Source organism: Stenotrophomonas pictorum JCM 9942 (assembly GCF_001431585.1).
GTDB classification, from domain to species: Bacteria; Pseudomonadota; Gammaproteobacteria; order Xanthomonadales; family Xanthomonadaceae; genus Stenotrophomonas; species Stenotrophomonas pictorum.
Genome location: NZ_LLXS01000044.1, coordinates 83,268 through 95,685, shown reverse-complemented (window position 1 = coordinate 95,685; position 12,418 = coordinate 83,268). Strand labels below are relative to the sequence as shown.

The following is a 12,418-nucleotide window of genomic DNA, read 5'->3' as shown; positions in this document are numbered from 1 at the left end:
AGGTCATGCCACCCGTGCAGTGCAACCGGAAAGGAAACTGGAATGCAGAGAAAGACCCGTGTTCTCGCAACAATAGCCACCTCGTTGCTGGTGGCTTCATGCGCAAGCAAAACGACTTCATGCATAAACAATATCGCTTCATGCGTAAGCACAATGTCTCAAGCAAAGGAGCAAGGACGAGTGGCAGCCGACATCCCGCAGAAGACCCCATTCACCGATCCAGCCGTGAAGCCGCTGGCAGATGCCATTGCTGACGGCGATATCGCGCGGATAAAGGCACTGGCGCCGACCACCGATCTGGCTGCCCGCGGTCAATACAATGTGACCCTGCTGGAATGGGCAATATGGAACCAGAAGCCCGCTTCACTCGAGGCGCTGCTGGAGGCCGGCGCCGATCCTTCCCTGATCGGCATGGATGACGAAACCGTCGTGCATATGGCCGCGATGGTCGATCCACCGGAGTACCTCGAGGTTCTGCTCAAGCACAAGGTTCCCGTCGACTACACGCGTCCCACCAATGGCTGGACGCCACTGTTCGTTGCGGTGATGTATGACCAGCATATCCAGCGCGATCTTTTGATCAATGCAGGTGCCGACATCAAGCGTCGAGATAACCTGGGAAACACCCTGCTTCACATTGGCGCCAAGGATCCAGACACCGTACTCAAACTGTTGGAGGCGGGTGTTGATCCCACTCTGCGTAACAATAACGGCGATACGTTCCAACTTTCCTTTTTTAGAACGCCGGAAAAGCTGCTCAACGCCAAAGGGAAGGCAGGTCGTGAACATGTTCGCGGCTGGCTGGAGCAGCACAACATTGCCATCGAGCATTGATACCGGGGAAGGCGCTTGTCATGGAATCGACTACTTTCACCAAATTTGATGCCCGATCAATTGCCGGTACGACACCGCAATCTATTGACCTTCAGCTGCCACAGGTACTTCAAGATATCTACGCTCACGCACGCACCCGTCGCGAAGGTCAATCTCCAGAGTCCGTCCTTCTACCGCCCGGATGGACCCGAATCAGTGAACAAGAGCTTAGAAGCAAAAATATCGGCACTTCCTTGTTACACAACGACAGGTCTGGTTTCGATGCAGGCTTCTATCGCGGCCCTGACGGACAGGTTGTCCTGGCATTCTGCGGAACCGACCAAGGTAAAGACTGGCCACAGAATCTGGGACAGGGCGTCGGATTCCAGACAAGGCAGTACAAAAATGCAATCGAGTTGACCGAAAGAGCTTTGGCTGCTTACGGCGAAAATCTTTTATTGACTGGACACTCTTTGGGCGGTGGCCTCGCTGCTGCCGCTGGCGTCATCAACAACACACCCACCGTTACTTACAACTCTGCAGGCGTACATAGCAACACCTTCGAGCGTGTACGCTTGGACCCGATTGCTGCCAGGGAATATGCAGCCGATGGGCTGATCCGCAGCTACAGCGTCAAGAACGAGCTACTCACGCATCTGCAGGAAGACAGTATTCCGCTGAAATGGGCGCTGCCCGATGCTATCGGCCATCGAATCGAACTGCCCGATCCCGCCCCGCTGTCGTTTGGCCAGCGCCTTGTCCCCGGAGCGATGCTCAAGCATCGATATGACCTTCATGGTATCGCCTCGGTGATGGACTCGCTGGATCTGCAGCAGCTGCGCGATGCCGAACAAGGCGAGGCAATCAAAGCCCCGGCATCGGCCAATAGTGTCGGGAACCGTTTGTTCGAAGATGCGGTCATCCAGCTTGGACCCCAGCGGGAGAAGCTGGGCCTGAAAGACGACGTGTCCTTCCTCAACACCGCCGCGGGTATCGCCGCGCGCTCGGCGGATGACGGGCTGGACAGAATCGACCATCTGCTCATCCACGGGGACCGCCTATTCGCTGTCCAAGGCAACCTGCTTGACCCGGCACATCGGCGCAGCAACGTGGATCTGGCAGCGGCAGGGGATATGCCGATGCAGGCCAGCATCCGTCAGCTCCAGCAACACCAGCGTTTGATCCCCGCCGATTCGATCATTGAACCTGATCCTGGTCGACGGCATCTCGCGATGGGCTGATTTCAAGACGTCGGCAGCACCAAAAAGAAGGACAGCAGATGCTGTCCTTCTTTTTGACCGGGTTTCCTGCCGCTGGCAGCCGACTCAGGCCGCGCCGGCCATCCACTTGAGCATCAGCCCGGTGAGGTAGGCCAGCACCGTGCCGGTGGCATAGCCGACCGTGCCCAGCAGCACGCCCACCGGCGCCAGGCTGGGATGGAAGGCCGCCGCCACCACCGGCGCCGAAGCTGCGGCGCCGACATTGCCCTGCGAACCGATGGCCAGGAAGAACATCGGCGCTTTCAGCAGGCGGCCGACCACATACAGCAGCAGCACGTGGGTACCCATCCAGATCACACCCAGCAGGAACAGCCACGGACGCTCCAGCAACGCGAGCAGGTCCATCTGCATGCCGATGCAGGCGATCAGGAAGTACAGGAACAGCGTGCCGACCTTGGAGGCGCCGGCCGCTTCCAGCTCGCGTGCGCGGGTGAAGCTCAGCGCCAGACCGGCGAAGGTGGACAGCATCACCACCCAGACGAACTGGTTGTCCAGCGAGGCCTGCTTGGCAAAGCTGATGTTGGCCGCACACCACGTCGCCAGCGGCGCCGCCAGCGCATGTGCCGCCCCGACGATGCCCAGACCGACGCCGACAATGACCATCAGATCGGTCAGGGTCGGAATGCGCGCGCTCCTGGTCTGGTAGTCGGCGATACGACGCTTCATGTCGTCGATGGCCGAGGTGTCGGCACCATTGCGTGCGTCGATGCCCTGCGCACGACCGGCCAGCCAGATCAGGGCCGGCATCAGCAGGATGCTGGCACACACCACATCGACCACGGCGAACTGGCCGAAGGTGGTGGCATCGACGTTGAAGGTCTCGCGCATCGCGGCCATGTTGGCGCCGCCGCCGATCCAGCTGCCCGCCAAGGCGGCCATGCCGGCCCAGGTGTCCCCGGCCACGGTGGGCGCGTGGATCAGCTTCATCGCCTGGAAGGACACCAGCGCGCCGAGCATGATGCCCACGGTGCCGGTGACGAACATGATCAGTAGCTTCGGGCCGAGCCGGGCGATGCCCTTCAGGTCGATGGACAGCGTCAGCAGCACCAGCGCCGCCGGCAACAGCACATCGCGCGCGATGGGGTTGTAGAGCTTGGTGGTGTGGCCGTCGATCACCCCGGCGGTGTTGTAGATGGCCGGAATGAAGTAGCACAGCAGCAGCGCCGGCACCCAGGTGAAGAACTTCCGCCAGAAGCCGTCAGGGCGGCTGGCCAGATGGAAGATCAGCCCCAGTGTGGCGGCGATCAGGCCAAGCCCGACAATATCGTTGGTGATCAAAGTGGTGCTGATTTCGGTCGGCATGCAGCCATTCCTGTCGATCGAAGGGAAATAAAAACGCCACGTGGCTAACGTGGCGATGAGGCGCCAGCCTAGCATGCAATGCATCCGCGCGGGCTACCGGCCGAAGCGGGGCGCACGCGCCGCTTCACCCGGCCCGATAACCGCAGCGCCTCATCCGGCGCCCGCCATCGCCCGCAAGGTGATCCCCACCACGTAGGCCGCACCGGTGCCCACCGCGTAGCCCAGCGTGCCCAGCAGCACCCCGACCGGCGCCAGCGCCGGATGGAACGCGGTCGCCAGCACCGGCGCCGAGGCCGGCCCGCCGATATTGCTCTGCGAGGCGATGGCGAAATAGAAGAACGGCACCTTCAGCAGCTTGGCCGCCAGCCACAGCAGCACGATGTGCACGCCGATCCAGAGAACGCCCAGGGCGAACAGCCACGGCTTCTGCAGCAGCGCCAGCAGATCCATCTGCATGCCGATGCAGGCGATCAGGAAGTACAGGAACATCGAGCCCCACTTGGAGGCGCCCACGCCTTCCAGCTCACGGGCGCGGGTGAAGCTCAGCCCCAGCCCGATGAACGTGGCCAGCAGCACCACCCACACGAACGGCTTGTCCATGCTCACCGCGCTGGACCAGCTGACGTTGGCGGCGAACCAGCCCGACAGCGGGCCGGCCAGGCCATGGGCCAGCGCTACCGCGCCGAACGCCACGCCCGCCATCACCATCAGATCGCCGAGTACGGGTATGCGCGCGTGCCGGGCCTGGTAAGTGGCCACACGGTCACGCAGCTCATCCAGCGCGCGGGTATCGGCGCCGGAGCGCGCATCCAGCGCCGGCGCACGCGCGGCGAAGAAGATCAGTACCGCCATCCACACATAGCCCACGCCGACATCGACCACCGCGAACTGGCCGAAGGTGGTGGCATCGACCTCGAAGATCTCCTTCATCGCCAGCATGTTGGCGCCGCCACCGATCCAGCTGCCCGCCAGCGCGGCCATGCCGCCCCAGGTGGCACCGGCCATCGTTTGCGGATGGATCCAGGACATCAGCCAGAACGCCACCAGCGCGCCGAGCATGATGCTCAGCACCGCGGCCACGTACATGGCCAGCATCTTCCAGCCCAGGCCGAGGATGCCTTTCAGATCGATGGACAGGGTCAGCAGTACCAGCGCAGCGGGCAGGAACACATCGCGCGCGACCGGGTTGTAGAGCTTGGTGGTTTCACCATCGATCAGGCCGAAGGTGTTGTACAGGCCGGGAATGAAGTAACACAGCAGCAACGCGGGCACGAAACTGTAGAACTTCTTCAGCAGCGGCAGCGTGCTGCTGGAGCTCCAGAAAATGCCGCCCAGCGTGGCGGCGATCAGGCCGAACACGATGATGTCGTTGCTGATCAATGCGCCCGTTGCCGCTGCCACCATCGCCGTGCTCTCCCCTGTTTGCCGTGACATGCAGGCGTCCACAAAAAACCGCCGTCAGCGGTTCTGGGCATCGTCTGCCAATGATCCGAAGGATTCCCGCCAACAGGACGGAAACAAAAAAGGGCACGTCCGTATGGACGTGCCCTTGCGTACAACGTTACTGGCCGATGTGCTGCTTCAGCCAGCCGTTGACGGTGTCATGCCACTGCACGCTGTTGTGCGGCTTGAGCACCCAGTGGTTCTCGTCCGGGAAGTACAGGAACTTGGACTCGATGCCTTGGCGCTGCAGCGCGGTGAACGTGGCCAGGCCCTGCTCCACCGGGATGCGGTAGTCCAGCTGGCCCTGCACCACCAGCATCGGCTTCTTCCAGTTGGCGACGTGGTTGACCGGGTTGAACTTCTCGTAGTTCTGCGGGACATCATACGGCGTGCCGCCCTGCTCCCACTCGGTGAACCACAATTCTTCGGTGGCGTAACCCATGGCGCGCTGGTCGAACACACCGTCGTGGTTCACCAGGCACTTCCACGGCTCGTTCCAGTTGCCGGCGATCCAGTTGACCATGAAGCCGCCGTAGCTGGCGCCCAGCGCACAGGCCTTGTCGCCGTTGAGGAAGCGGTACTTCTGCTGCGCCGCGGCCCAGCCCTTCTGCAGGTCTTCCAGCGGGCGGTCGCCCCAGTGCTGGCTGATCGCATCGGTGAAGGCCTGGCCGTAGCCGGTGGAGCCGTGGAAATCGATCATCACCACCGCGTAGCCCTGGCCGGCATAGGTCTGCGGATTCCAGCGATAGCTCCAGCCGTTGCCGAAGCTGCCCTGCGGGCCGCCGTGGATCAGGAACGCCACCGGGTACTGCTTGCCTTCCTCGTAGTTGTGCGGCTTGACCACGTAGCCGTGCACGGTCTCGTCGTTCCAGCCCTTGAACGAGAACTGCTCGAAGTCACCGAAGTCCACGCCTTCGAGCATTTCGCCGGCGCTCTGGGTGATCGCGCGCTGCGGTGCGCCGGCAGCAGTGCTGCTGGTGAACACCTGGTCGCCGCTCTTGAGCGAGTTGCGGGTGAAGGCCAGCGCATCACCGGCGATATCGAACGACGAGATGCTGCCCTCGCCCACCAGCTTGGTCGGCTCGCCGCTGGCGATGTTGACCGCGAACAGCGGATGTTCGCCCATGTCCTGCGCGGTGGTGTAGAGGGTCTGCCCATCGGCCGACAAGGTGATGCCATCGGCCGAGCGGTCCCACTGCGGGGCGATCTCACGGGTCTTGCCGCTGGCCAGATCCAGCGCCATCAGGCCGAATCGGTCGGCCTCGAAGCCCGGGCGCTTCATCGCACGGTAGAACAGGGTCTTGCCGTCGGCGCTGAACACCGGACCGGCATCCCACGCGGGGTTGGCGGCGGTCAGGTTGACCGGCGCCTTCTTGCCGGCGGCATCGAGCCGGTACAGGTCGAAATTGGTCGACCACGGCTCCTGCTTGCCCTGAACGCGGATGCTGGCCACGACGGTCTTGCCATCCGGCGACCAGACGAAATCCTCATTGCCGCCAAACGGCTTGGACGGCGCATCGCCTGCCAGCGTGGCGCTGATCGCCGAGGCACCCTTCACCGGCGCCGTACCGGCGGTCGGCAGCGGCGCAACGAACAAGGTATTGCGGCGGCCATCATTCCAGGTGTCCCAATGACGCACGAACATGCTGTCGAACACCTGCCCGCTGGTCTTCTTCGCCTTCTCGGCGTCAAGCCGCTTGCTGGTGCAGGCCAGGTCCGAACCGCAGTCCTGGAACACGCCGGTGCTGAACAGCACGCGGTCGCCCTGCGGCGAGATGCGGTAGCTGTCCACATCCACCGGGAAGTCGGTCAGTTGGCGCGGCGCGCCACCGGCCAGGGACATCGCGTACAGCTGCTGGCTGCCGTGCTTGCCGCTGAGGAAATACACGGTCTGGCCATCGGCGGAGACCGAGGCGGAATTGACGTTCCAGCCTTCCGGGGTGAACGGGCGCGGCGGCGCCAGATCGCGCGTGCGCAGGTCACGGATCCACAGGCTGCTGCTGGCCTTCAGGTCGGCATCGACCACGCGCTTGGTGAATACCACCTGCCCTCCGTTGCCGGTCAGCAACGGAGCGGACACTCGGTCCAGCTTGACCATGTCGCGGACTTCAAATCCGCGTGCATTGGCAAGCGAGGGCAACGCGGCAAGCAGGCACAACGGCAACAGGGCGTGACGAAGCTTCATGGGCATCTCCGGAGAAAACGGCAAACGCCGATGGTAGGCGCCCCGGTCCGCCCGTGGCAAAGGCTTGAAGTCATGCCCGGCCAACCACCGCGAAACGCAAAGCGGGCCAGGGCTGGTTTTGCGGTAACGCCCGGTTTCCGCAGGTCGCCCAAAACAAAGCCGCCCCGGAGGGCGGCTCTGCTATCCCTCTCCGTTCTTCCGGAGAGGCACACGGCAAAGGCGGCACGCCTTCAGCGGAAAGGCTGCTTACACGGCGCCTTCGGCACGCTTGCCCACGCGGTAGATCAGCCAGCCGACCACGGCCAGCACCGCCAGGCCGATCCACTGCGCCGCCGGCAACTGCACCGGCACGGCCAGCACATCGGCCCGCTCGGTGATCACGATCGGGACAGCGATGGCGATACCCATCAGCGCCTCACCGGTGATCAGGCCGGCGGCAAACAGCACGCCCGGCTTGTGCACGCGGTCACGGCCGGCTTCATCGTCGGCACGGACCTTGTGGAACCGCTCCACCAGATGGGAGATCAGGCCACCGAGGAAGATCGGCACCATCAGCTCCAGCGGCAGGTAGATGCCGATGGCCGCGGCCAGCACCGGCACGCGGAAACGCTTGCCGGTCTTCTTCAGCCATTCGTCGATGGCGATGATCACCGCCCCCACTGCCGCGCCCATCGCGATGAACAGCCACGGCAGGTCGCCGCCGAACAGGCCGCGGGCCACCGAGGCCATCAGGTTGGCCTGCGGCGCCGCCAGCGCATTGGGATGCTCGGCAGTCGGCGCACCGATACCGTAGGCGGTCGCCAGCAGGTTCAGTACCGGCGCCATGATCAGCGCGCAGGAGAACGCGCCGATACCCAGCATCAGCTGCTGCTTCCACGGCGTGGCACCGACGATGTAACCGGCCTTCAGGTCCTGCAGGTTGTCACCCCCAACCGCGGCGGCGCAGCACACCACCGCGCCGATCATGATCGCGGCCACCGCGCCCAGCGGTGCGCCTCCCACGCCCACCTTCTCCAGACCGGAATCTCCCAGCAGCACCACCAGCACCGCCGAGGCGAACAGGATGGTGGAGATGGTGATGCCCGAGACCGGGTTGTTGGACGAACCGATCAGCCCGGCCAGATAGGCCGAGACCGACACGAACAGGAAGCCGGCGACAATCATGATCAGGGTCATCGGGATCGACACAAGCCACTGGCCGACGATGGCTTGGTACAGGCCCAGCAGCGGCAGCACGAAGGCGACCAGCGCGATCAGCATCCACTTCATCGGCAGGTCGCGTTCGGTGTGGTCCAGCGCCGGGCCGCTGCTCTTGCGGGCGGCCGCAAAGCCGCTCTTGACGCCGTTGAGCAGCGACTTGCGCAGCGAGAACAGCGTCCAGATTCCGCCGATCAGCATCGCGCCGACGCCCAGATAGCGGATCTTGGCGCCCCAGATGGCGAAAGCCGCCTCGGCCGAGGACGCGGTGGCGATCTGCGCGGCCAGCGCCGGATCGGTGTTCACGAAGAACGCCTGATACAGCGGAATGGCGATATGCCAGGACAGGATGGCGCCGGACAGCACCACGATGCCCACATTCAGGCCGACGATGTAGCCCACGCCCAGCAGCGCCGGCGACAGGTTGGTGCCGATAAAGGCGGTGACCTTGGAGCTGCCGAGATAGGCCGACTGCGCCCAGGTATCGGGGATCAGGCGCATGCCGCTGGCCGCGGCGACCTTGACCCCGGCGCCGATCACAGCCGACAGGGCGAGGATCTTCAGCCCCGGGCCCGGGTTCTCGCCGGCCTTGAGCACTTCGGCGGCCGCCTTGCCTTCGGGGAACGGCAGCGGGTCCTCGACGATCATCGAGCGCCGCAGCGGCACCGAGAACAGCACGCCCAGCAGGCCACCCAGTCCGGCGATGCCCAGCACCCACCAGTACTTGAAGTCCGGCCAGTAGCCCATGATCACCAGCGCCGGGATGGTGAAGATCACGCCGGCGGCGATCGACGAGCCGGCCGAGGCGCCGGTCTGGACGATGTTGTTTTCCAGGATGGTGCCGCCACCGAGCAGGCGCAGCACGCCCATCGAAATCACGGCGGCGGGAATGGCGGTGGCGATGGTCAGACCTGCGAACAGCCCCAGATAGGCGTTGGCAGCGGACAGGATCACCGCCAGCACGATGGCAAGCACCACCGCGCGGAAGGTGAGCTGCCGAGGCGCAGCGTTGTTCATGTAAAGCCCTTGAATGGCAAAAAACCGCTTCACGCTAACGCTGGCTTAACGGCAAGTCCAGTCTGAACGCAGCGCTGCCGCCCTGCACGGCTGCAATCCCATGAATCCGCATGTTCTGTGCGCCATATCGGCAAAATCGCCCGCTCCAGCCTGATATGTTATGTTATATCTTTTCAGAAAACTCCGCCCATGCCCCCTGTACTGACCACTCGCTTGGCCTCCATCGACCAGCTGCGCGGCACGGTGATGCTGCTGATGCTGATCGACCATGTCCGCGAGACCTTCTATCTGCATCATCAGGTCAACGACCCGATGGACGTTGGCTCGGTTTCGCCCGTCCTGTTCAGCTTCCGCCTGTTGGCCCATCTGTGTGCCCCGGTATTCGTGCTGCTTACCGGCCTGTCGGCATGGCTGTATGGCCAGCGCCAGCCCGACCCGCGACGCGCCACCGCCGCGTTCCTGCTCAAGCGCGGCCTGTTTCTGGTGGTGTTGGAGCTGACCCTGGTCAATTTCGCCTGGACCTTCCAGTTCCCGCCCAGCACGCTCTACCTGCAGGTGATCTGGGCGATCGGCCTGAGCATGATCGCGCTGGCGGGCCTGCTGTGGCTGCCGCGCAAGCTGCTGTTGGCCCTTGCAGTAGTCATCATTGCCGGCCACAACCTGCTTGATCCGCTTCAGGCCCAGGGCAATGGCGTGCTAGCAACACTTTGGAAGATCCTGCACCAGCGCGACTGGATCGAACTGGGCGACGCCCGGCGGCTGCGCACGTCATACCCGGTGTTGCCGTGGATCGGCGTGATTGTCCTGGGCTATGTGCTCGGCCCGTGGTATGCCAGCAACCGCGCGGCGTCGCAGCGCCAGCGCTGGCTGCTGCTCACCGGCATGGCGATGCTGGTCGGCTTCGTGCTGCTGCGTGCCGCCAATGTCTACGGCGACCATCCGTGGCTGCACTTCGCCGACGCCCGACTGACGCTGATGAGCCTGCTCAATGTCACCAAGTACCCGCCTTCGCTGCAGTTCCTGCTGCTGACGCTGGGTATCGGCCTGTTGCTGCTGCGCCTGTACGAGCAACCCCGCATCGCGGCATGGCTGCAGCCACTGGCATCGATCGGCGCGGCGCCGATGTTCTTTTACCTGCTGCACCTGTATGTACTGAAACTGCTGTATGTGGCGGCGATGGCGTATTGGGGCGCGAACCATGGCCCCTACTTCGGTGTCGAGGCGGTGTCAGCCGTGCTGCTGATCAGCACCGTGCTGGCGGTGCTGCTCTATCCCGCCACCCGTGCCTTTGCCCGCTTCAAGGCACGCCGTCGTGATCTGGCCTGGCTGCGCTACCTCTGAGCGCGCAGCACGGGGCAGCGGTCCTATACTCGGCCGCTGTCCCACCCGGCACCACCGATGACCGCAACTGCCCTGAACGACGCCCGCTCCGACGACTTCCTCGGCCACCCCAAGGGCGTCTACGTCTGCTTCTTCACCGAGATGTGGGAGCGCTTCTCCTTCTACGGAATGAAAGCGCTGCTGCTGCTGTACCTGACCAAATACCACCTGTTCGGCGACAAGGCCGGCCTGGACCTGCTGGGCGCCTATGGCGGCCTGGTCTACTGCATCCCGGTGGTCGGCGGCCTGCTGGCCGACCGCTGGCTGGGCATGCGCAAGGCGGTGGTTTTCGGCGGCATCCTGCTGGTGCTGGGCCACCCCGGCATGGCCTTCGAGGGCCACGCCGCGCACCGGGTGGCCGGCGAAGTGGTCCGCGACGAGGCTGCGCTGGGCGTGACCTACCTGTCGCTGGCGCTGATCATCATGGGCGTGGGCTTCCTCAAGCCCAACATCTCCACCATCGTCGGCAAGCTGTATCCGGAAAACGATCCGCGCCGGGATTCGGGCTTCTCGCTGTTCTATGCCGGTATCAACCTCGGCGCGCTGTTCGCCTCGCTGGTCTGCGGCTTCCTCGGTGAGGCCTACGGCTGGAAGTACGGCTTCGGCGCGGCCGGCATCGGCATGCTGGTCGGCCTGGGCATGTTCGTGTGGGGGCAGAAATACCTGCACGGCCATGCCGAACCGCCGCAACCGGCGACCCTGCGCGAACGCGTGCTGGGCCTACCGCGCGAATGGCTGATCTACGCCGCGGCGATTGCCGGCATCGTGCCGGTGGCCGCGCTGATGTGGGCCGCGGCCAATGGCGCCTTCGCTCTCGGCGGCGAGCTGAGCCTGGCGCTGATGCTGATGATCGTGGTGCTCGGTGCGGTGCTGGTCTGGTTTGCCTGGTTCACCGGCACCCAGTGCACGCCGGTGCAGCGCCAGCAGATGATCGCGCTGATGGTGCTGATCTTCATGGCGCTGGTGTTCTTCACCCTGTACGAGCAGACCTACGGCTCCTGGGTGACCTTCACCGACCGTCTGCTGACCAAGGATCTGGTGCCGGCGCTGGTGATCCAGGGCGGCACGCCGATGCCGTGGTCGATCCTCTCGCTGCTGCTGGCGCCGCTGGGCTTCGTGCTGGCGGTACGGCTGTCGGACCGCAACCCCGGCTCCAATGCGCCGCGCACGCTGTTTGCGGTGATCGCCGTGGCCATGCTGGTGATGCTGGTGCGCGACTGTCTGGTGCTTCCGCAGAACGCCGGCTCGCTGACCTATCTGGGCGGCCTGTTCCTGGTGCTGCTGGCACCGCTGTTCGCCAGCCTGTGGGCCTGGCTGGACCGGCGCGGGCTGGATCCGTCCAAGCCGCTGAAGTCGTCCTACGGACTGGTGCTGGGCGCGCTGTCGTTCGTGCCGCTGGCGCTGGCGGCGCAGCAGGTGGGCGCCACCGGGCAGATGGCCAGCGTGTGGTGGCTGGTGCTGGCCTACTTCGTGCTCGCCAGCGGCGAGATGTGCCTGTCACCGGTCGGCCTGTCGGCCGTCACCCAGCTGGCCGCGCCGCGTGTGGTCAGCCTGATGATGGGCACCTGGTTCCTGGCCACCGCGTTTTCCGAGACGCTGGCCGCCCTGTTCGGCAAGCTCGCCGCCATCGACGTGCCCGAGGGCGAAGTGATGGATCTGGTCCAGGCCGCCGCCCGCTACGAACACCTGTTCTGGCTGCTGATGTGGATCGGCCTGGGCTGCGCGGCCGTGGCCCTGCTCGCCTCGCCGCTGCTGAAGCGGATGATGCACGGGGTGAAGTGAGCCAATGCGTGGCCTGCCA

The 12,418-nt window shown here is 64.5% G+C and carries 8 protein-coding genes; 4 read left to right on the top strand and 4 right to left on the bottom strand.

Going from position 1 to position 12,418, the window contains the following annotated elements; translation table 11 throughout:
- Positions 1-42: 42 nt before the first annotated feature.
- The gene (locus ARC78_RS13010; protein ID WP_054659006.1) at positions 43-834 is read left to right on the top strand and encodes an ankyrin repeat domain-containing protein; all 792 of its coding nucleotides are present in this window, start codon (positions 43-45) and stop codon (positions 832-834) included.
- A gap of 20 nt (positions 835-854) precedes the next feature.
- Entirely contained in the window at positions 855-2,054 is a 1,200-nt protein-coding gene (locus ARC78_RS13005) for a Tle-like phospholipase domain-containing protein (RefSeq protein ID WP_054659007.1), read from the top strand.
- An 84-nt stretch (positions 2,055-2,138) separates the two neighbouring features.
- Here the strand turns inward: ARC78_RS13005 and ARC78_RS13000 are convergent, their stop codons facing one another.
- The 4 genes from ARC78_RS13000 to ARC78_RS12985 form a co-directional block, all read right to left on the bottom strand.
- On the bottom strand, positions 2,139-3,395 hold the full coding sequence (locus tag ARC78_RS13000; RefSeq protein ID WP_057506449.1) for a DUF819 family protein: 1,257 nt from the start codon (positions 3,393-3,395) through the stop codon (positions 2,139-2,141).
- Between the two features lie 150 nt (positions 3,396-3,545).
- The gene (locus ARC78_RS12995; protein ID WP_057506464.1) at positions 3,546-4,796 is read right to left on the bottom strand and encodes a DUF819 family protein; all 1,251 of its coding nucleotides are present in this window, start codon (positions 4,794-4,796) and stop codon (positions 3,546-3,548) included.
- Between the two features lie 160 nt (positions 4,797-4,956).
- Positions 4,957-7,023 carry an alpha/beta hydrolase family protein gene (locus ARC78_RS12990; RefSeq protein ID WP_054657882.1) on the bottom strand — a complete coding sequence of 689 codons (2,067 nt, stop codon included), beginning with the start codon at positions 7,021-7,023 and terminating at the stop codon, positions 4,957-4,959.
- Between the two features lie 246 nt (positions 7,024-7,269).
- Positions 7,270-9,237: an OPT family oligopeptide transporter gene (locus tag ARC78_RS12985; RefSeq protein ID WP_057506448.1), complete on the bottom strand. Its 1,968-nt coding sequence runs from the start codon at positions 9,235-9,237 to the stop codon at positions 7,270-7,272.
- Between the two features lie 189 nt (positions 9,238-9,426).
- Here ARC78_RS12985 and ARC78_RS12980 point away from each other — a divergent pair, with 189 nt between their 5' ends.
- A complete protein-coding gene (locus ARC78_RS12980; RefSeq protein WP_054657880.1) occupies positions 9,427-10,578 on the top strand; it encodes an acetyltransferase domain-containing protein in 1,152 nt (383 codons plus the stop codon).
- A 57-nt stretch (positions 10,579-10,635) separates the two neighbouring features.
- Complete coding sequence (locus ARC78_RS12975; protein ID WP_054657878.1) at positions 10,636-12,399, top strand: peptide MFS transporter; 1,764 nt, start codon at positions 10,636-10,638, stop codon at positions 12,397-12,399.
- The last annotated feature ends 19 nt before the right edge of the window (positions 12,400-12,418 follow it).

Excerpts from the sequence above, each read along its gene's own strand:
- ARC78_RS13010 (WP_054659006.1), top strand. The coding sequence starts at position 43 with ATGCAGAGAAAGACCCGTGTTCTCGCAACAATAGCCACCTCGTTGCTG.
- ARC78_RS13005 (WP_054659007.1), top strand. The coding sequence starts at position 855 with ATGGAATCGACTACTTTCACCAAATTTGATGCCCGATCAATTGCCGGT.
- ARC78_RS13000 (WP_057506449.1), bottom strand. The coding sequence starts at position 3,395 with ATGCCGACCGAAATCAGCACCACTTTGATCACCAACGATATTGTCGGG.
- ARC78_RS12990 (WP_054657882.1), bottom strand. The coding sequence starts at position 7,023 with ATGAAGCTTCGTCACGCCCTGTTGCCGTTGTGCCTGCTTGCCGCGTTG.
- ARC78_RS12985 (WP_057506448.1), bottom strand. The coding sequence starts at position 9,237 with ATGAACAACGCTGCGCCTCGGCAGCTCACCTTCCGCGCGGTGGTGCTT.
- ARC78_RS12980 (WP_054657880.1), top strand. The coding sequence starts at position 9,427 with ATGCCCCCTGTACTGACCACTCGCTTGGCCTCCATCGACCAGCTGCGC.
- ARC78_RS12975 (WP_054657878.1), top strand. The coding sequence starts at position 10,636 with ATGACCGCAACTGCCCTGAACGACGCCCGCTCCGACGACTTCCTCGGC.